The 19,392-nt window shown below is 61.8% G+C and carries 17 protein-coding genes and 1 pseudogene; 7 read left to right on the top strand and 11 right to left on the bottom strand.

The features are described 5' to 3' along the window. Positions 1-166 precede the first annotated feature (166 nt). The 4 genes and pseudogenes from MJ639_RS12680 to MJ639_RS12665 form a co-directional block, all read right to left on the bottom strand. Positions 167-874, bottom strand: a complete 708-nt coding sequence (locus MJ639_RS12680) for an outer membrane protein (RefSeq protein WP_243373148.1) — start codon at positions 872-874, stop codon at positions 167-169. A 294-nt stretch (positions 875-1,168) separates the two neighbouring features. Continuing rightward, positions 1,169-1,627 (bottom strand): NUDIX hydrolase, encoded by a 459-nt coding sequence (locus MJ639_RS12675; protein ID WP_243373146.1) that lies wholly within the window; start codon positions 1,625-1,627, stop codon positions 1,169-1,171. A 43-nt stretch (positions 1,628-1,670) separates the two neighbouring features. Next, a complete protein-coding gene (locus MJ639_RS12670) occupies positions 1,671-2,180 on the bottom strand; it encodes a phasin family protein (protein ID WP_243373144.1) in 510 nt (169 codons plus the stop codon). Between the two features lie 54 nt (positions 2,181-2,234). Further along, a pseudogene (locus MJ639_RS12665) lies at positions 2,235-2,597 on the bottom strand (phasin); the annotation flags it as partial. Positions 2,598-2,799: 202 nt separating this feature from the next. Here MJ639_RS12665 and MJ639_RS12660 point away from each other — a divergent pair. After that, the gene (locus MJ639_RS12660; RefSeq protein ID WP_243373137.1) at positions 2,800-5,556 is read left to right on the top strand and encodes a PAS domain-containing sensor histidine kinase; all 2,757 of its coding nucleotides are present in this window, start codon (positions 2,800-2,802) and stop codon (positions 5,554-5,556) included. A gap of 105 nt (positions 5,557-5,661) precedes the next feature. Then, positions 5,662-8,385 carry a bifunctional acetate--CoA ligase family protein/GNAT family N-acetyltransferase gene (locus MJ639_RS12655; RefSeq protein ID WP_243373136.1) on the top strand — a complete coding sequence of 908 codons (2,724 nt, stop codon included), beginning with the start codon at positions 5,662-5,664 and terminating at the stop codon, positions 8,383-8,385. 57 nt (positions 8,386-8,442) lie between these two features. Here the strand turns inward: MJ639_RS12655 and bfr are convergent, their stop codons facing one another. The 6 genes from bfr to MJ639_RS12625 all read right to left on the bottom strand — a co-directional run bounded on the left by bfr (position 8,443) and on the right by MJ639_RS12625 (position 12,949). Next, positions 8,443-8,925 carry a bacterioferritin gene (bfr, locus tag MJ639_RS12650; RefSeq protein WP_243373268.1) on the bottom strand — a complete coding sequence of 161 codons (483 nt, stop codon included), beginning with the start codon at positions 8,923-8,925 and terminating at the stop codon, positions 8,443-8,445. 89 nt (positions 8,926-9,014) lie between these two features. Then, positions 9,015-9,272: a (2Fe-2S)-binding protein gene (locus tag MJ639_RS12645; RefSeq protein WP_243373134.1), complete on the bottom strand. Its 258-nt coding sequence runs from the start codon at positions 9,270-9,272 to the stop codon at positions 9,015-9,017. Between the two features lie 117 nt (positions 9,273-9,389). Continuing rightward, positions 9,390-9,959: a putative glycolipid-binding domain-containing protein gene (locus MJ639_RS12640; RefSeq protein WP_243373124.1), complete on the bottom strand. Its 570-nt coding sequence runs from the start codon at positions 9,957-9,959 to the stop codon at positions 9,390-9,392. 60 nt (positions 9,960-10,019) lie between these two features. Then, a complete protein-coding gene (locus tag MJ639_RS12635; protein ID WP_243373121.1) occupies positions 10,020-10,691 on the bottom strand; it encodes a LutC/YkgG family protein in 672 nt (223 codons plus the stop codon). Further along, positions 10,688-12,121: a LutB/LldF family L-lactate oxidation iron-sulfur protein gene (locus MJ639_RS12630; protein ID WP_243373119.1), complete on the bottom strand. Its 1,434-nt coding sequence runs from the start codon at positions 12,119-12,121 to the stop codon at positions 10,688-10,690. The genes MJ639_RS12635 and MJ639_RS12630 overlap by 4 nt, the downstream gene beginning before the upstream one ends. Positions 12,122-12,130: 9 nt before the next feature. Continuing rightward, positions 12,131-12,949, bottom strand: a complete 819-nt coding sequence (locus MJ639_RS12625) for a (Fe-S)-binding protein (protein ID WP_243373108.1) — start codon at positions 12,947-12,949, stop codon at positions 12,131-12,133. Between the two features lie 179 nt (positions 12,950-13,128). Here MJ639_RS12625 and MJ639_RS12620 point away from each other — a divergent pair, with 179 nt between their 5' ends. Then, positions 13,129-14,172: a hypothetical protein gene (locus MJ639_RS12620; RefSeq protein WP_243373106.1), complete on the top strand. Its 1,044-nt coding sequence runs from the start codon at positions 13,129-13,131 to the stop codon at positions 14,170-14,172. 88 nt (positions 14,173-14,260) lie between these two features. Here the strand turns inward: MJ639_RS12620 and MJ639_RS12615 are convergent, their stop codons facing one another. Further along, a complete protein-coding gene (locus MJ639_RS12615) occupies positions 14,261-14,650 on the bottom strand; it encodes a c-type cytochrome (RefSeq protein ID WP_243373104.1) in 390 nt (129 codons plus the stop codon). A 137-nt stretch (positions 14,651-14,787) separates the two neighbouring features. Here MJ639_RS12615 and MJ639_RS12610 point away from each other — a divergent pair, with 137 nt between their 5' ends. The 4 genes from MJ639_RS12610 to glcF are packed head-to-tail and all read left to right on the top strand — an operon-like array spanning position 14,788 to position 19,386. Next, positions 14,788-16,221, top strand: coding sequence for an FAD-linked oxidase C-terminal domain-containing protein (locus MJ639_RS12610; RefSeq protein WP_243373102.1), 1,434 nt, complete (start codon positions 14,788-14,790; stop codon positions 16,219-16,221). Further along, positions 16,218-17,405 (top strand): glycolate oxidase subunit GlcE, encoded by a 1,188-nt coding sequence (gene glcE, locus MJ639_RS12605; RefSeq protein WP_243373100.1) that lies wholly within the window; start codon positions 16,218-16,220, stop codon positions 17,403-17,405. The genes MJ639_RS12610 and glcE overlap by 4 nt, the downstream gene beginning before the upstream one ends. A gap of 1 nt (position 17,406) precedes the next feature. Continuing rightward, positions 17,407-18,021 (top strand): DUF2585 domain-containing protein, encoded by a 615-nt coding sequence (locus tag MJ639_RS12600; protein ID WP_243373098.1) that lies wholly within the window; start codon positions 17,407-17,409, stop codon positions 18,019-18,021. A 9-nt stretch (positions 18,022-18,030) separates the two neighbouring features. Continuing rightward, positions 18,031-19,386, top strand: coding sequence for a glycolate oxidase subunit GlcF (glcF, locus tag MJ639_RS12595; protein ID WP_243373087.1), 1,356 nt, complete (start codon positions 18,031-18,033; stop codon positions 19,384-19,386). The last annotated feature ends 6 nt before the right edge of the window (positions 19,387-19,392 follow it).

Below are 19,392 nucleotides of genomic sequence, written 5' to 3'. Positions count from 1 at the left end.
TACACGAGGCAATGCTCAAATACAAATAATAGAATGTATCCCAAAGATTTAGCTATGTAATATCATTTAAATTTCATAGTTTTTATTGCCGGAAAAAGATCGCAGCAGACAACGAAAAAGGCCCGATGCAAGCATCGGGCCTCCTCTTAATCTTATGAGCTAAGATTTAGTTGAACTTGTAGTTTACGCCTGCGCGGAACACGCCGAACTCCGTGTCGCGACGGATGTGCACGCGGTCGGCATGCACGTAGTTGTCCTTGGTGTCGAGGTTCACGTAGAGACCTTCGACCTTCGCGGTGAAGTTGTTGGTCAGAGCGTATTCAACGCCACCACCCAGAGTCCAGCCCCAGTTGTTGCTGTTCTCGCGGTGAGCGCCGAGTTCCGTGTCGAGGCCTTTGTTGCCGCCGATGTCGCCATAAGCGAAGCCGGCGGTGCCGAACACGAGAGCGCGGTCGAAGGCCACACCGGCGCGAGCGCGGATCGTGCCGAAGTAACCGTCGGAGTCGCCCGGATAGTAGGTGTTGCCGTAGGACGAACCCTTGTTGCCGACAGCGGCGTACTGGATGTCGGTCTCAGCGCCGAGCACGAACATGCCGAACTGATAGTTGTAGCCGCCCTGCGCGCCGCCGATGAAGCCGCCCTTGCTGCCGCCGCCCGTCACGCCGAAGGCCGGGTCATAATAACGGCTGGTACCCGTGCTCCAGCCATAGCCGGCATTCAGGCCAGCGTAGAAGCCGGTCCAGGTGAAGATCGGCATGGCGTTGTAGGCCGGGGCCGGGGAGTAGCGGGAGGGAAGGTCAGCAGCCTGAGCGCTCGAAGCGGCAATGGCGAGAGCAGCAGAGGCGGCGAAAAGAGCAAGAGCAGAAGTACGCATCACTTTAAGTCCCGAGTTAACATCGAAATACGCTAGGCAGTAATTGCCTGTCCCCTGTGTCATAAGCCCGGAAGAGGTACTCATGCAATATGATTGCCTGTATTCGATGGCGACATGCTTGACGCTTTATGAATGTTTACTTTTCATCAACCATGATCGCGCTGGTGTATTGCTGTAGTGAATGATTTCTGAGCGTATGACTTATTGATTTGAACCGGCCGGCTCAAAGCATAGAGACATCTCACCTTCAGCCCTGCCTTGCGGCAGGGCTTTTTCTTTGAAGCGGAGTGAGTGTCAGGGCCGATCCGTCATTCCGTTCATGCTCTCGGCCTTTCGGGCGATCACATCCACATCCGCGCTCATGGGAAGCGTTGCGGGATCGAGTTCATCCACGAAAAACCAGCGGGCCTCGAGGGCATCATCACCCGCCACAGGCTCACCGGAAAGCCAGCGGCATGTCACGGCGATCAGAATGTAATGCTGGCGGATGCCGCCGTCTTCGGACGGCACGAGGATATCGAGCGTGGTGATGACGTCGAGCGCCTCTGCCTCGACTGTGGTCTCTTCCTTAAGTTCCCGAAGGGCCGCGTCGGCAACGGTTTCTCCGAACTCGATCTTGCCGCCGGGAAAGCCCCACAGACCAGCATCGGGCGGATTGGCTCTGCGCACGAGGAGCGCCTCGCCCTCGCGGATCACGACAGCGATCACGGCGGGGATCGGGGAGGGCGCATGAAAAAAGGCCTGGCCAGTCATGGCCAAGCCTTATCGCATCATCGTGAGCGCCGATAGCTGTTGATCAGCGGTGGCGCAGCAGGGCCGATTGCAGCGGTTCCACGCTCTTCGTCATCCAGCGTGCCGTGGTCTCGGCCACGTCCTTCCATTGCGCGGAGGCCGTCTCGAAGGCCTGACGGGCCACGCCGGTCTGGACGTTGAAACCGTCCGGCTGGCGGGAGGTGTCGATGGCCGTGCGCCACAGGTCGAGGGCGGCGTGCCCCTGAGCCTGCAGGGCCTCGATGATCTTGTCGTTCACCTCGAGAGCGCCCTTGGCCGAGACGGAAGCCGCCTCGCGCAGAGCCAGGCGGAAAGCCTCGCCCTGGTCCTTCAGGGAGAAGGCAAGGGGCTCGCTCTCCTTGGCTTTCGTCTTGGCGGAGACGGAGGGCTTCGGAGCAGGCACAGGCTCCGCGGCCTCGACGATCTCCGTCACCTCGGCAACGGAAGCTGCCGCCATCTCGACGAGATCGGCTTTGGGAGCGCTTTTCGGAGCGCCCGCCGGCTTACGGGTCCTGGTCTTCTTGGTTTCCGTCATCGTGACGTCCTCGCGAGCGGGATAAAGAGAAGGGGCTTACTTCTTCGAAGTCGGCTGCTTCATGGCAGACTGCGCGAGCGAGCCGAATTCCTTCATCTGGGTCTGCATGGCCTCGAACTGGCTGCGGACGAACTCGGCCTGGATCTGCATAGCTTCCTGCATGTCCTTGGCGCGAACCATGCGCTGGGCGAGGTCGAAAGCCGCCGACAGGTTCTGCTCGGCATAGGTGAAGGTCTTGCGGGTGGCATCCTTCGCGCTGGCCTGGACCGTGTTGGCCGAACCCTCGAAGGTGTCGACGGTCTTCTGGGCGGCGGTCATGAAGCCGTCGATGGCCTTACGGGCCTGCTCGACGCTCTTCTCGGCGAAGTCGCGCATTTCGGCCGGGACTTCGTAGTTCTGGTTCTGGTTCGTCGCCATGGGGTGCTCCTCTTCCTTAAGGGTATTGTGCAGTGCAATATCACATTGTGCAATGCAAAATCAACTGCTTTAGGGACCTGAACCATTAAGGTTACCTGAAAGTAAAAGGATTCAAGGGCTCAAGCTTGCTGTCTCCTTGCCAAGTCTGGTCTAAAGTCTGTCCACTAAGCTTATTCCAGGATGGTTTGAGACCAAGGACGCCATGAACAAGGCTCCCAACCAGTATGAAGCGCTGATCGCGCGGCTTGCCGCCGAGCCGGACCTGAGCCTCATGGCCAGGCCTGGCGCGCCTGTGCTCGTCTGGGATCGGGCGGTCGAGCGGTTGCTCTGGGCTTCCCCGGCAGCCGAGGGCCTGGCCGAGGCCTTTGCCGACAAGTCGGGTCGGCTCATCTCCGATCTTCGCGCCCGCGAGCGCCTGAAGGCCTTGGCCGCAGGAGCCGCCCCCCGGGAGGGAGGGCGCCTGGAGCGGCTGCGTCTCAACCCCATCCGTCCCTGGCAGCCAGTTCCCTGCGCCTGCCGTCTGGCGGCTCTCGATGACGGGGATGAGGTTCTGGTGACCGCGCTGCTCGGGCCCGTTCCCCAGGGCTTCGAGCGCGATGCCGTACCTGAAACGCCGTCCCTTTCTCACATTGATGACGATGCCGCCGACGAGGATGCTTCGGAAGAAGTCTCCACGCCTGAAGACAAGCCGCGCGGCTCCATCCGTTTCGTCTGGCAGGCGGATGCCGACGCACGTTTCACGATGGTCTCGCCCGTCCTCGCCGAGGCTGTCGGCCCGAGGGCAGGGGATATTGTCGGAAAGACCTGGAGTGAGCTGACACGCTCCGTTGTGTCCGATCCCGATGGTGAGATCGAAGGTCTTTTCGCGCGTGGCGAAACCTGGAGCGCGCGCAATGTCTATTGGGCCATGGATCGCCAAGCCATGGAGGTGGCGGTCGATTGGGCCGGCATGCCGGTCTTCGGGCCGCACCGTGAGCTGACCGGATTCCGCGGCTTCGGTGTTCTGCGCATGGACGACATGCGCGAGCGGGAGAACGTGGAACTCCCTGCAGCCAATCCCGAGCTCGAGAGCTTCCTAACCGATGCGGCCTTGCCCTTCGCTCCCCCGGAAGAGATGCCGGTCGCGGAGGAGGATGAACCTACTGAAGCTCCGCAGGAGGAGGACAACTGGTTCTCCCATCTGCGCGATCGTGTGGCCGAGGCCCTCGCAAGCTCCAAGCCGGCGGAGAAGCCCACGGAGAGTGAGGGCGCGCCGCAGAGAGAACCAAGCGAAGAAAAACCGCGCGTTGAGCCCGCATCGACGCTGTCCTCCGCCGAGCGCAATGCGTTCCGCGAGATCGCCCGCGCGCTGGGCGCACGCCTCGAGGAGAAGAGCGCGCAGCATGCGCAAGCTCCCGAAGAGGTGGCATCGCACGACGAGGAGGAGATCGAAGAGGTCGAACGGGTTTCAGAAGAAGTCGAACAGGTTGTCGAGGAGACTCCCGGCGAGCCCGCGACGCCTGACGTCATCGATAATGGCGATCGCATCCTAGACCGTCTTCCCGTCGGTATTCTCATTCATCGCGGCGAACAGATTCTCTTCGCTAACCGCTTCCTTTTCGACCTGACCGGTTATGCGGACAGCGATCAGCTCATGCAGGCGGGCGGTCTTGTGCAACTCTTCAGCGGATCGCCCGCTCTTCGATCAGCGCAGGAGGACGAGGCCGGCCTCGCGCTCACGGCGCGGCATGGGGAGAACATGCCTGTCAGCGTGCGCGCCTCCGATATCGAGTGGAACGGAGAGCGCGCCGAGCTCATGCTGATCCGCAGGTCGTTCGCTCATGACAGGGCGGAGCGGTCGCAGGACAGCCGCGTGCAGGAACTGGAGGCTATTCTCGACACGGCGACGGATGGCGTGATCCTGTTCGACGAGGCAGGCCGTATCATCTCGCTCAATCGCTCGGCTGAAGCGCTTTTCGGTTATCACCAGCGTGAAGTGGCAGGCAATCTCATCACGATCCTGCTTGCTCCCGAGAGCCACAAGGCCGCGTTTGATTATCTTGAGAGCCTGCGCTCGCCGGGCGTGGCGAGCCTGCTCAATGACGGCCGCGAGGTTCTGGGCCGCGAGCGCCAGGGCGGCACCATCCCGCTGTTCATGACGATGGGTACGGTGGGCGACGGCGAAAGCCGCAAGTTCTGCGCGGTGCTGCGCGACATGACCACTTTCAAGAAGGCGGAGGGCGAGCTTGTCGGCGCGAAGCGCGCGGCAGAGCAGGCGAGCGCCCAGAAATCCGATCTTCTCGCCAAGATCAGTCACGAAATCCGCACGCCGCTCAATGCGATCATTGGCTTTGCCGAGGTGATGCTGGAAGAGCGTTTCGGTCCCATCGGCAATGATCGCTACAAGGAATATCTGCGCGACGTTCACGCCTCCGGCTCGCATGTAATCAGCCTCGTGAACGATTTGCTCGATCTCGCGAAGATCGAGGCGGGGCGCCTGGAATTGTCGTTCACGGGCGTGAGCCTCAACGATCTCGTCTCGTCCTGCGTCACCCTGCTTCAGCCGCAGGCCATGCGCGACCGCATCGTCGTGCGCACGAGCTTCGCTCTCAAGCTTCCGCCCGTGGTGGCTGACGAGCGCTCCGTACGTCAGATCGTGCTCAACCTCGTCTCCAACGCCATCAAGTTCACGGATGCAGGCGGCCAGGTGATCGTCTCGACCGCGATGACCGATCGCGGCGAGGTAGCAATTCGCGTGCGCGATACTGGCATCGGCATGACGGCGGAGGAGGTCGAGGCCGCCCTCGAACCGTTCCGCCAGATCGCAACATCCCGCAGGGCTGGCGGCACAGGCCTCGGCCTTCCGCTGACCAAAGCCCTGGTAGAGGCCAATCGCGGCGCCCTGCAGATTTCGAGCCAGCCGAACGACGGGACCCTCGTCGAGGTGATCTTCCCGCCGACCCGGGTGCTGGCGGAATAATCCTCTGTCTTTCCCGGCCTTCGATGTGAAGCATTTGATCCTTCACAGTTCCGCGTTAGCTTTAGCGAACCAATTCCAAGGCCCTCACGAGACGAAGGATCATCCATGTCCACCTATCGCCTCGACAAGCTGTTCTCGCCCCGCTCCATCGCCGTGGTTGGCGCGAGTCCGCGCGCCGGGTCGATGGGTCTGACCTTTCTGAAGAATCTCATCGAAGGCGGCTTTCAGGGAAATCTTTATCCCGTCAATCCTCATCACAAACAGATCGAGGAACTGCCTTGCTTCGCGTCCATCGCCAAGCTGCCGGAGACACCTGATCTCGTCGTCGTCGCGGTTCCGCCTCGCAGCGTGCTCGACGTGATCGAGGATGCGGGCGAGCGCGGCGTGGCGGTAGCGATCATCGTGACCTCGGGCCTGGGCCGTGGTCCGAAGTCGATGGCAGAAAAGGTGCGCCTTGCTGCGCGCCGCTACGGCCTTCGCATCGTCGGGCCCAACTGCCTGGGACTCATCGCGCCACGGGCGCGGATGAATGCGAGCTTTGCGGCGCATAACGCGCGACCGGGCGATCTCGCCGTGATTTCCCAATCGGGCGCGGTGTCTATCGGCCTTGTGGAATGGGCGGTTCAGCGGCAGGTGGGTTTCTCCGCCATCGTGTCGCTGGGCGACAAGATGGATGTGGATTTCAGCGATTGTCTCGACTTCTTCTCCGCCGATGCGGGCACCCGTGCGATCCTGCTCTATATCGAGGCCATCGATAACGCGAAGAAGTTCATGTCAGCGGCACGCGCGGCGGCGCGCATCAAGCCGGTGGTGGTGATCAAAGCCGGACGTCACGTGCAGCGCGAAGGAATCTCCACCACGCATACGGGCGCGCTGGCAGGCTCCGATGCGGTTTACGATGCCGCTTTCCGACGCGCGGGTTTGCTACGCGTGCTCGATCTCGATCAACTCTTCTCAGCAGCCGAAACGCTGGGTCGGCAAAAGCCGTTTCCCGGCAATCGTCTTGCGGTGCTGACCAATGGCGGCGGCCTCGGCCTTCTGGCTGTCGACCGGCTCATCGACCATGGCGGAACGCTCGCGGCCCTGTCCGACGATACCAAGCAGCGGCTCGACGATATCATTCCAACCGCGTGGTCGCGCGCCAATCCCGTGGACATCATCGGCGATGCCGATGCATCGCGCTATGCCGGAGCCCTCGAAGCATTGCTCGCCGATCCTGAGAACGATGCCGTTCTCGTGCTCAACGTGCCGACCGCCGTGGCCAGTGCGTCAGGCGTGGCCTCAACAATTGCCGATGTGGTGAAGCGCCATCGCGCCAAAGGCTATCAGCAGAAGCCCGTCTTCGCCGCCTGGATCGGAGAGGATCCGGATTCCGCGCGCGTGTTCGAAGAAGCGCGCATTCCGCATTTCAACACCGAGGCTGATGCGGTTCGGGGCTTTCTCCAGTTGGTGCGCTACCGCGAGGCACAGACCGAGCTGATGGAAACGCCAGACAACCTGCCGCACGATTTCTCCCCCGACACGGAAACCGCGCGCGCCATCGTCGCAGGGGTGCTGGCGCAGAACCGAAGCTGGCTCAATCCGCTCGAAGTCAATGCGCTGTTGCGCGCCTATGATATTCCCGTCGCCCCCGTCACGCTTGCGAAGACACCGGAAGATGCGGTGAAGGCCGCACAGCCCATTCTGGAGGCCGGCGGCACGGTGGCTGTAAAAGTCTTATCGGCCGACATCGTGCATAAATCCGACATCGGCGGCGTGAAGCTCGATCTCACGACGGAGAATGCGGTGCGCAATGCCGCTGCCGAGATCTTCGAGCGGGCTGCGCGCCTGAGGCCGGATGCGTCGGTCGCAGGTGTCACGGTGCAGCCGATGGTGCGGCGCGCGAAGGCGCGCGAACTCATCGCGGGAATCGCGGACGATCCGTCCTTCGGGCCCGTCATCGTGTTCGGGCGTGGCGGCACTGCGGTCGAGGTCATCAATGACAGGGCGCTTGCCTTGCCGCCACTCGATTTGAAGCTCGCGGACGATCTCATCGCTCATACCCGCGTGGCGCGCCGTCTCAAGGCGTATCGCGATGTGCCGGCGGCGGACGAGCCGGCGATTGCTCTGACCCTGGTGAAGCTCGCGCAGCTTGCTGCCGATCTGCCGGATGTGCGCGAACTCGACATCAATCCCCTGCTTGCTGACGACACGGGCGTCATCGCTGTCGATGCCCGCGTGCTCGTGTCGCCGGAAGTGCGGAAGGGAAGTGTTCATCCACGCTTCGCCGTCAGGCCCTATCCCAAGGAATGGGAGCGCACGATCGCGCTGCGCAACGGGCGCTCGGCCTTTGTCCGCCCGGTGCGTCCGGAGGATGAGGAGCGGTTCAGAGAATTCTTCGAAAAGATCACGCCTGAAGATTTACGCCTGCGTTTCTTCGCGCCGGTCCGCGACTTCAGCCACACCTTCCTCGCACGCCTCACGCAGCTCGACTATGCCCGTGCCATCGCTTTCGTGGCTTTCGACCAGGAAACCGGCGAGATGATGGGAGCGGTGCGCGTCCATGCGGATGCAAACCACGAAACGGGAGAATACGGCATTCTCCTACGCTCTGACCTGAAGGGGTTGGGTCTTGGTTGGGCGTTGATGCGCCTCATGATCGAATGGGCGAAGGTAGAGGGATTGCGCGAGGTCGAGGGCCAAGTGCTGCGCGAGAACACGACCATGCTCGACATGTGCCGAAGCCTCGGATTCTCCGTGCGCGTCGATCCTGATGATGCGGAATTGCGCCTCGTCACGCTGCCTATCGCTTCCATCGAAGAGCCTGAGAAGCTCGCCGAGGGCGTCTGAAACGAAACGACCCGCCACAAGAGCGGGTCGTGAATTCCATTGCGGTCCGGATCGATCTCAGTGATCGTCTAGGCCACCGATATGCTTCTGAGCATAGAGCTCGACGCCGATCTGCTCAATGAGGTTGAGCTGCGTTTCGAGAAAATCGATATGGCCTTCCTCGTCCGCCATCAGCTCTTCGAAGAGGTTCTTGGACACGCGGTCGCCGATGCTTTGGCAATATTCGGCGGCTTCCCCATAGAGATTGCGCGCATCGTATTCGGCGGCGAGATCGGATTCGAGAATTTCCTGGATGTTCTGGCCGATGCGCAGAGGGTCGAGCACCTGCAGGTTGGCAAAGCCCTCGAGGAAGATGATGCGCTCGATGAAGCGATCCGCGTGGTGCATCTCTTCGATGGATTCCTTGCGCCAGGTCTTGGCGAGTTCCTTGTAGCCCCAGTCATCGAGGAGGCGGTAATGCAGCCAGTACTGGTTGACCGCGGTCAACTCGCTGCGCAGGCCTCGATTGAGATACTCGATAACCTTCGGATCACCCTTCATCATACCCTCATCGTCAAAACAGCACCCGGGAGGTGCCCGGGCGATCTCTTCTTTAGAGGATTTATGAACTAGGGTGAAACACTCTTTGTTTAAAGGTTGGGTTCGGCCGCGACTTTCTCGATAGAGGCTGGGCAGCAGCCCTTCTGGCAGACGGCGATGGGCTCCACTCCTGCCTCAAGCAGCGCCTTGTCCATGATTTCGCGGATGGTACGGGCGCAGCGGCCGCAATTGGGGCTGCATCCCAGGCAGCGATAGACCTGCGCGGGGGAGCGCGGGCAATCCGGTCCCGGCTTCATGCAGGCCTTCACATCGCCATCGGAGAGAACGTTGCAGGAGCAGACGATCATTTTGTTTTCTAGTTTAGAATTATTAAAAACTATGTTTGATTTCAAATACTTAGATGAATTTTTCAGCGTGCGCCAGTGCCTCGGCCCGCGCGGAGTTGTCACGCCGGAGACAATTCGTCAGTCCAGGCGCCGGAACAAGCCAGGATAATCCCGTATGAACCCATCCTCATCGACGGGTAGATCGGCGGTGAAGCCGTTCTCCAGGCTCCCGAACCGGAATAGGGAGCCCGGCGTCAGCGCTGTGTAGCGCTGGTCCTGGGCGGAGATGGCGAGGTCGGGGAGGGCGATGTAGCAGAGCCGGATCTCGACGGCCTGACCGGCCTGCCATTCCAGGCGGCGGATCGGCAGGGTGTTGGTGAGCGGGGTCGCCTGGATGTCGACATCGATGCAGCCTTGAAGATCGGGCCGGGGCTTGCCGTTTTCGGTCCAGCCGCCTTGCCCGTTGCTTTCAAGGTCGAGATCGTGCCCCGAGGTCGTGCGCACCTGAAGTGCCCTTGTGCGCCAGGAGGAATCCACCTTCAGCCGATAGTGAAGCCCGAACTTCGTTGCTTCGTCCTGACCGATCACGACCCCGGAGATCATGAGGCCGCCGTCCGCAGGGCGCACATCCACATGCTCCAGGCCCGCCTCGCAGCCATCCCAGGCGGACCAGCGAAGGGTGCGGAAGATCATGGGGTGTGATCGCATGACGGTCTCCAACCTGCGCAGCAGGGAGATATGCCAGCGCGCAGAATTTTCGAGGCCGTCTTACTCTCGCACCACCACCACATGCAGCCTGCGCGGACCATGGGCGCCGAGAAGCAGGGTCTGCTCGATGTCGCCCGAGCGGGAGGGGCCTGTGATCCAGTTTACCGTGCGCGGCATGCCGCCTTTGCCGAAGGTGAAGCGCACCTTGCTCCAGACGGATTCGTAATCGCTCGCGATGTCCTTGGCCGAGACCACGATGATGTGGTTGTCGGGGAGGAAGTTGAGAGTGGAGGGATTCTCCGGGCCCGAGATCATGGCGAGCGTGCCGGTCTCCGCCACGCCGCCGAAGGCATGGCTCACCGCGTTGAGATCGCGGCCCTCGCTCGGGCCATGCGAGATCTCCAGCGCCGTCTCACTCCAGGGCATCACCTTCAGGCGCAAGTCGTCGCCCATGCGCAAGGTCGCCGGAAGATTGTGATTGCGCAGGAAGAGCGCGATGGATTGCGGCACATCGGCGGCGGATTCCACCTCGGTGACGGTCGCCAGGGACGCTTCGGCCATCGTCTTGAACAGTGCAACGCGTTCCTCGCCGGAAACCTGCCCGCGAGCAGGAATGACGCCGCGCGGCGCGCGCTCCAGCCGGTCCTGCACGATCTGCCTGCGGATCGTCTCGCTGCCCTTCACGCCGAGCGAGCGGCGGATGTTGCCGAGGATGTCGTCACGGGCGCTCATGCGGTTCGTCCTTTGCGCTCGCGCTGCCAGCGCGCCTGGAATGTTTCGCCCTGCGGCGCCGGGAAGTCGCGATAGGCTGTCCAGCCCTTCGCGAGGGGCAGCCATCTGAAGCGGCCGCGCTGACGCCCCATGAAACCAAGTGTTGCCATGGCCGCGCGCGTGGCAAAGCGATAGAGGGCAGGGCGCTTCGCGAAGAAGCCCCAAAGACCCAGGCCCGAACGCACGGAAGCGGGCGTGAGATGACGCTCGAATTCCCGCTCGCGCCAATGGCGCATGAGTTTGGGCAGCGGAATGCGCACGGGGCACACGCTCTCGCAGCGCCCGCAGAAGGTGGAGGCGTTGGGCAGGTGCCCTGCCTTGTCGACGCCGATGAGGGAAGGCGTGAGCACCGCACCCATGGGGCCGGGATAGACCCAGCCATAGGCGTGCCCGCCGACCGCGTGATAGACCGGGCAATGGTTCATGCAGGCGCCGCAGCGGATGCAGCGCAGCATCTCCTCGAAGCTCGTGCCGAGCATGGCGGAGCGCCCGTTGTCGATGAGGACTACGTGATAATTCGCAGGGCCGTCGGCATCGGCCGAGCGGCGCGGACCGGTGGAGAAAGTGGTGTAGACCGACATCTCCTGGCCCGTGGCGGAGCGTGCGAGTACGCGCAGCAGCTGACTTGCGTCTTCGAGCGTCGGCACCAGCTTCTCGATGGAGGCGAGCACGATATGCGTCTTCGGCAGGATCTGCGTGAGATCGCCGTTGCCCTCGTTGGTGACGATGATCGAGGTGCCGGTCTCCGCCACCAGGAAGTTTGCGCCCGTGATGCCCACATCCGCCGCGAGGAAGCGCTCGCGCAGCACGGCGCGTGCTTCAGTCAGCAATTGTACCGGCTCGGACAGGTCGCGTTTGGCGTCGAGATGCGTGTGAACACGCCGGAAATCCTGCTCGACCTGCGTGGCGTTCAGATGCACCGCCGGCGCGATGATGTGGCTCGGCAGCTCGTTGCGCAGCTGAATGATGTATTCGCCCAGATCCGTCTCGATGGGACGGATGCCGTTGGCCTCTAGGTAGTGATTGATCCCGATTTCCTCGGAGATCATCGACTTGCCCTTGGTCACCGTCTTCGCATCCGCCTTGCGGCAGATGGAGAGGATGATCTCGCGTGCTTCGTCCGCATTGCGGGCGAAATGCACATGGCCGCCGGAGGCCTTCACTTTCTCCTCATAGGCTTCGAGATAAAGGTCGAGATGCTCCAGCGTATGGTTCTTGATGTCGTGGGCAGCATCGCGCAGGGCCTCGAACTCGGGCAGCTTGTCGGCGGCGCTTTTACGCTTGTCGATGAAGCCCTGCTTCACATTGTTCAGCGCCTTCTGCAGCTGAGGGTCGTGAAGCGCGCGGGTGGCGTTCTGCTTGAATTGGGGGGATGTGCTGTGAACGTTCATGGCTGATGATTATTTGGCGCGCGCCGCTTCCTTGGCGAGGCCGATGCCCGGCTCATCCGTCATGCCAGCCAGGATCTCGGCCACGTGACGCACTTCGATGGGCTTGCCGTCACGGCTGAGCTTGCCCGCCATGTTCATGAGGCAGCCGAGATCGCCTGCAAGAAGCGTCGGAGCCTGGGAGGCCCCGATGTTCTTCGCCTTGGCATCCACGATGGCGCCGGAGATGTCGCTGTACTTTACGGCGAAGGTTCCACCGAAGCCACAGCACACGTCGCTGTCGTTCATCTCGACAATGGTCAGGCCTTTCACGCTCGACAGCAGCTTGCGCGGTTGGGTTTTCACGCCGAGTTCGCGCAGGCCCGAGCATGAATCGTGATAGGTCACCGCGCCGTCGAAAGTTGCATCGACCTGCGTCACTCCGAGGACGTCCACGAGAAAGCTCGTGAGCTCGTAGGTCTTGGCTGCGAGCGCGTCGGCCTTCACGCGCCAGTTCGGATCTTCCTCGAACAGCTCGGGATAATGCTTCTTGATCATCCCGGCGCACGAGCCGGATGGGGCGACCACGTAATCGTAGCCCTGGAAGGTTTCGATCATTCGCTGCGCCAGATCGCGCGTGGTTCCCCGGTCACCTGAATTATAAGCTGGCTGGCCGCAGCAGGTCTGGACCGGGGCTTCCACCATGCAGCCCGCATCCTCCAGAAGCTTGACCGCGGCAAACCCTATGGATGGACGCATCAGATCAACGAGGCAGGTGACGAAAAGGCCTATCCGGAGCCGAGGGGGCGAACCATTCACTGCTTCAAACTTCCCTTCTTCGAGCTTCGCCATAAGGCCGCTCCGGTCTGGTTTGGAGGTGCCTTGAGGGTCGCTCGCGCATGACGCTGCCGCATGCATAGCGAGGATGTGACAGAGCGCACAATATGTGAAATAGGATGATGCGATATTATAGCGTGATGAAACGACCTGAGATTCGATCTCAGGTGCTTGTAATCTTTAAGGTTTTCGAAATGTCCGCACGTCTCTCGATTCTGCGTCTCGGCGCTTTGCTTCTCGGCCTCGCCATCCTGCCGGCCGCCGCTGCCGACCGCGCTCCCCTGACCCCGCAGGTCGAAAATACCTTCGTGGCCTTCACGGAATGGGTTTACGACGTCAAGCTTTCGAATGCGGAGAAGGAACAGGTTCTCGCCGTTTTCCGCAACGAGTGGCTCGGTTCCGACGAGACCACTTATCGGAACGCCAAGAACACCATCGACATGTATGAGCGCGTCAAGCGCATGTCGAAGGGTGAGGCGGTCAGCATGCGCAACCAATATTTCTCCCGGTTCTGGCCGCTGATGGATGCCAATCGCCAGTTCCCGGACGTGAACGCGGTGATGACGGCTTATCTGCGCCAGCACCGCATGCTGGCCAAGGGCCATCCGCCTCTGAGCGAGGAAATAGCCGACGCCAAGGCCCGCTATGTGCAGTTCACGCTGGACGAGGGCTCTGGCGGCGTCGTCCGTCTCGATCTCGATGCGCTGAAGAAGCAGTTGGCCGAAAGCTATCCGTCCCTGTCGGCGGAGGAGCAGAAGGCCACCGTCCATGCCATGGGCCAATGGGCTGAAATCCAGTACGGCTGGCCGAACATGTCCGAGAGCGAGCGCAACAATCACCGTCGCGGTTGGCGTGCCCAGGCCGAGAAGCTCTATCCGGATGCCGTCGCGCAGATGCCGCCGCTGTCGAACAGCAAGCAGGCGTCGTCGTCTGGCTCCGGCGAGCGGAGCATGATGGACATCTTCAACAAGTATCAGGAAGACGTGAAGAAGGTCGACGAGAAGAAGGCCGCCGAGATCGAGGCCGCGCTTCGCTCCGTGCCTGAGCCGACCCCTGAGCCTTCCACCGGCAATCCGGACCTCGACAAGTACCGCGCCGCGCAGCGCAAGGTCATGATGGACCAGATGAAGACGCAGATGATCAGCAACATGCTGGCCTCTCAGCATCAGGCACGTATGGGCATCATCAGCAACATGCCCGGCGCTCCGCAATACAAGTGGGTGTGGACGTACCGATAAGCGTCTGACGCACTGGCAATGAAAAGGCCGCCTTCGACAGGCGGCCTTTTTCGTTGAGCGTCAGGCTGTTTCCACCAAGCCTGTCACATCATTGCGTGGTCTTCTGGCCCTGGGCGTCGAACTGCTTCAGGTAGGCCACGAGATCGTTGACCTTCTGCTCGTCCTTGAGGCCGGCATAGATCATCTTGGTGCCGGGGACCTTGGCTTTCGGATCCTTGATGTAGTCCCGGAAAGTGGCCTCATCCCAGGTCAGGCCGGAATTCTTGTTGGCGGGGGAGTAGTTATAGCCTTCGACCGACCCGGAGTGGCGGCCGATGACGCCGTTCAATTCGGGCCCAACGGCATTCTTCGCATTCGGACCAATCTGATGACAGGCGCGGCATTGCGCGAACACCTTTTCACCGGCGGCGGCATCCTGGGCTTGGGCCTGGCCGAGGCCGGCCAGCAGCAGGGCGGCGGAGAGAACCAAGGAACGCATCAAAAACTCCTTTCCTGGACGAATATCCCATCCTAGAGAGATTCTACATTATTGGAAAAACCCTCCAAGGCCAGCTACCTTGTTGGGTAACGCAGCCATGTCGCGAAAGCGGTGGAGAGGCGGCGAGGGAGGGTGTCATGACGATCGCATTTCCCAAACCGGATGAAGCCATTCTGGCTCGCCGCAAGGATATTATCGCCGGATTGGGGCGGCTCGTTCCCTCCGAGGCCCTGATCGTTTCCGAGGATGAGCGCCGGGCTTTCGAGACCGATGGGCTGACTGCCTATCGTCAGATGCCGCTTGCCGTGGTGCTGCCCTCCACGACGGAGGAGGTCTCCGCCATCATGCGCTTCTGTCATGAGCATGGCGTGAAGGTGGTGCCGCGCGGAGCCGGAACCTCGCTCTGCGGTGGGGCAATCCCGCAGGAAGATGCCATCGTGCTCGGCGTCGCCAAGATGAACCGGGTGATCGACGTCGATTTCGAGGGCCGCACGGCAAGGGTTCAAGCCGGCATCACCAATCTCGGCATCAGCCAGGCGGTGGCGTATGAAGGGTTCTTCTACGCGCCCGATCCGTCGAGCCAGCTCGCCTGCACGATCGCCGGCAACATCGCCATGAATTCCGGCGGCGCGCATTGCCTGAAATACGGCGTTACCACCAACAATCTCATGGGTGTCACCATGGTGATGCTCGACGGCACGGTCGTGGAGATCGGCGGCGAGCATCTCGACAGCGCGGGCTACGATCTTCTCGGTTTGATCTGCGGATCGGAAGGCCAGCTCGGCGTGGTGACGGAAGCGGTGGTGCGCATCCTGCGCGCAGCGGAAGGCGCACGCCCCGCGCTGTTCGGCTTCGAGAGCGTGGAGGATGCAGGCGCCTGCGTCGCCGCGATCATCGGCGCCGGCATCATTCCCGTAGCCCTCGAATACATGGACAGGCCCGCGATTCAGATCTGCGAGGCTTTCGCGCATGCAGGTTACCCTCTCGATGTGGAAGCCATGCTGATCTGCGAGGTGGAAGGCTCGGATCAGGAAATTGACGACATGCTTCGCCGCATCGTCGCCATCGCCGAACCCTTCAAGCCGAAGACCATCAAGGTCTCGCAATCGGAAGCCGAAAGCGCCGCGATCTGGAAGGGCCGGAAATCCGCCTTCGGCGCGACGGGGCGTGTCGCAGACTATATCTGCATGGATGGCACGATCCCTACAGGCCAACTGCCTTACGTGCTCAAACGCATCGACGAGATCGCGAAATCCTACGGGCTTGGCGTCGCCAACGTGTTCCATGCGGGCGATGGCAATCTGCATCCGCTCGTCATGTTCAACACGAATGTTCCCGGCGAGATGGAGAAGGCCGAGAAGGCAGGCGAGGATATTCTCAAGCTCTGCGTGGAAGTCGGCGGCTGCCTCACGGGCGAGCATGGAGTCGGCATTGAGAAGCGCGATCTCATGACGTGCCAATTCAACGAGATCGATCTCGCGCAGCAGATGCGCGTGCGCGGCGTATTCGATCCGCTTTGGCTGCTCAATCCGGCCAAGGTGTTTCCCCTGGAAGGAAGGCTTGCTGCGTGACCCATCATCTTCCCCGCGACGAGCAGGATGCTTCGACGATCATCCGTGAGGCTTCCGAGAAAGGCAGCCTGCTCAGCCTTTCCGGTCAGAACACCAAGGCCGAGATGGGTCGTCCCAATCAGACGGATGCGTCGATCTCGTCTGCTGCGCTCACGGGCATCACGCTTTACGAGCCCGCGGAGATGGTGATTGCCGCAAAGAGCGGCACGTCCTTGTCCGAGGTGGTGCGCACGCTTGCCGAGAAGGGGCAGGAACTGCCTTTCGAGCCGATGGATTACCGCCCGCTACTCGGCACGAAGGCGGAGCCCACCATCGGTTCGGTCGCCGCCATGAACATCTCCGGCCCACGTCGCGTCATGGCGGGCGCTGCCCGCGACAGCCTCATCGGCGTGCGCTTCGTCAACGGACGCGGCGAGGTGGTGAAGTCGGGCGGGCGCGTGATGAAGAACGTCACGGGCCTCGATCTCGTGAAGCTCATGGCGGGCTCCTGGGGAACGCTCGGCTTTATGACGGAGGTGACGTTCAAGGTGCTGCCGAAGCAGGAGCGTAAGACCACGCTCGTGCTGCGCGGCCTCAAGGATGAGCAGGCCATCGAGGCGCTCTCGCAAGCCTTGGGCTCGCCTTTTGACGTGACGGGCGCGGCGCATATTCCGGCGCGCGACCGGCAGGGCGCGAGTACGATGATCCGCCTCGAAGGGTTCTCTGCTTCCGTCGATTATCGCCTCGGCGAATTGCGGCGCCTGCTGAAGCGCTTTGGCGGTTCCACCGATATTCTGGAGGGCAGGGGCGCCGAAGCCGTTTGGCAATCCGTGCGCGATGCGACCGTGCTTGCCGACGGCGCCGACCGCGCGGTCTGGCGCGTGTCCACGGCGCCAACTAAGGGGCCCGGCTTCACGAAGCAGATCGCGCAGTCGCTCGACGCGCAATGGTTCTACGATTGGGGTGGCGGCCTCATTTGGATCTCGACGCCGGTCGGAGAGGATGCGGGCGCATCCGTGCTGCGCGAGGCCACGCGCGCCTTCGGCGGCCATGCGACGCTCGTGCGCGCACCCTCGGAGGTGCGCTCGGCCGTCGACGTGTTCGAGCCGCAGGCGCAGCCGCTCATGACGCTGACGAAAGGCATCAAGGCCTCCTTCGATCCGGCGGGTATTCTCAATCCAGGCCGGATGTACGCAGGGATATAAGATGACAGGTTCTGCAGCGTTGAGTCCAGCTGTCGCGAAGAGCAGCGTGAGGCCTGCCGTCTACGTCGCTCTGGCCGTAGCCATGATCGCGCTGACTGCCGCGATCCTTTATGCCATGGGGCGCACGCCAATCTGCAAATGTGGAACGGTGGAGCTGTGGCATGGAATCGTGCGCGATTCCGGCAACTCGCAACATCTGAGCGATTGGTACACGCCTTCGCACATCATCCACGGCTTCCTGTTCTATGCCGGAACTTGGCTCATCGGCCGCCTGCGCGGAAAGGCGCTGCTGCTCGGTCTCGCGCTGCTCCTCGCCATCGGCGTGGAGGCGGCATGGGAGATTGCCGAAAACACCAACACGGTGATCGAGCGCTACCGTGCAACGAATATCGCTCTCGATTATTACGGCGACAGCGTCATCAATTCGGTGTCCGATATTTTTGCCATGATCGTGGGGTTCTTTTTGGCGCGAACCCTTCCGGTCTGGCTGACGATTGTCGCTGCCGTGGCGATGGAGGCATTCACCGGCTACTGGATCCATGACAATCTCATCCTCAACATCATCATGCTGATCCACCCGATCGAGGCCATCAATCAGTGGCAATCGGCGATTTGAGATAAAACGATGCAAACCAATTTCACGCCTGAGCAGCTCAAGGATTCGGCGACAGCATCGTCGGAGAAGATTCTCCGCACCTGCGTCCATTGCGGCTTCTGCACGGCGACATGCCCGACCTATCTGCTTCTCGGCGATGAGCTCGATTCACCGCGCGGGCGCATCTATCTCATCAAGGACATGCTGGAGAGTGGCAAGCCCGCCTCGCCCGAGGTGGTGAAGCATATCGACCGTTGTCTCTCGTGCCTGTCCTGCATGACCACCTGTCCATCGGGCGTGCATTACATGCATCTCGTGGATCATGCCCGTTCCTATATCGAGGCGACGTATCATCGTCCCTGGCATGACCGGCTCCTGCGCGGCCTGCTCGCGCGCATCCTGCCCTATCCAAACCGTTTCCGCTTCGCCATGGGAGCAGCCATTCTTGCGAAGCCCTTCAAGGGGCTGATCGGTGCGCTGCCGGGTGTCGGCAACCGACTGCAGGCGATGATCGATCTGGCGCCGGCCCATGTGCCGGCCCGCACGCCTCTGGACCAGCCGGGCACGTTCAAGGCCGAAGGCGAGCGCCGGGGCCGCGTGGCGATTCTGTCGGGCTGCGCTCAGCCCGTGCTCAAGCCAGGCTTCAACGAGGCCGCCATCCGCCTGCTCAACCGGCATGGAGTCGATGTGGTGCAGCCCAAGGGTGAGGGCTGCTGCGGCGCGCTCGTCCATCATATGGGCCGCGAGGAGCAGGGCCATGCCTTCGCCAAGCAGAACATCGACGCCTGGATCGCCGAGATGGATGGGGAGGGGCTGGATGCCATCATCATCACCGCGTCCGGCTGCGGCACCACGATCAAGGATTACGGGTTCATGTTTCGGGACGATCCGGCCTATGCCGAAAAGGCGGCGCGGGTCTCTGCCATTGCCAAGGACATCACCGAATACGCCCTGACCCTCGACTTGGCGCCTCCGGTCCGGGAAACCGATCTCGTCGTGGCCTATCACTCCGCCTGCTCCATGCAGCACGGCCAGGCCATCCGCACCGAACCCAAGACCCTGCTGAAGAAGGCGGGCTTCACGGTGAAGGACGTTCCCGAGGGTCACATCTGCTGTGGTTCGGCCGGTACCTACAACCTGCTTCAGCCCGAGATTGCAGGGCAGCTCAGGGCGCGAAAAGTGGCGAATATCGAACGCACGAAGCCGGACCTCATTGCCACCGGCAATATCGGTTGCATGACCCAGATCGGGAAAGGAACTGACATTCCAATCGTCCATACGGTCGAGCTTCTGGACTGGGCAACCGGCGGGCCGATGCCTGAAACCCTTGAAAAAGCAGGGTTTCAGAGCCGCCTCTCTGGCCCGTTAACCATTGCAGCGGAGTGACTCTGT

The organism is Microvirga solisilvae, assembly GCF_022808595.1.
Taxonomy (GTDB): Bacteria; Pseudomonadota; Alphaproteobacteria; order Rhizobiales; family Beijerinckiaceae; genus Microvirga; species Microvirga solisilvae.
This window is presented reverse-complemented; position numbering and strand designations above follow the sequence as displayed.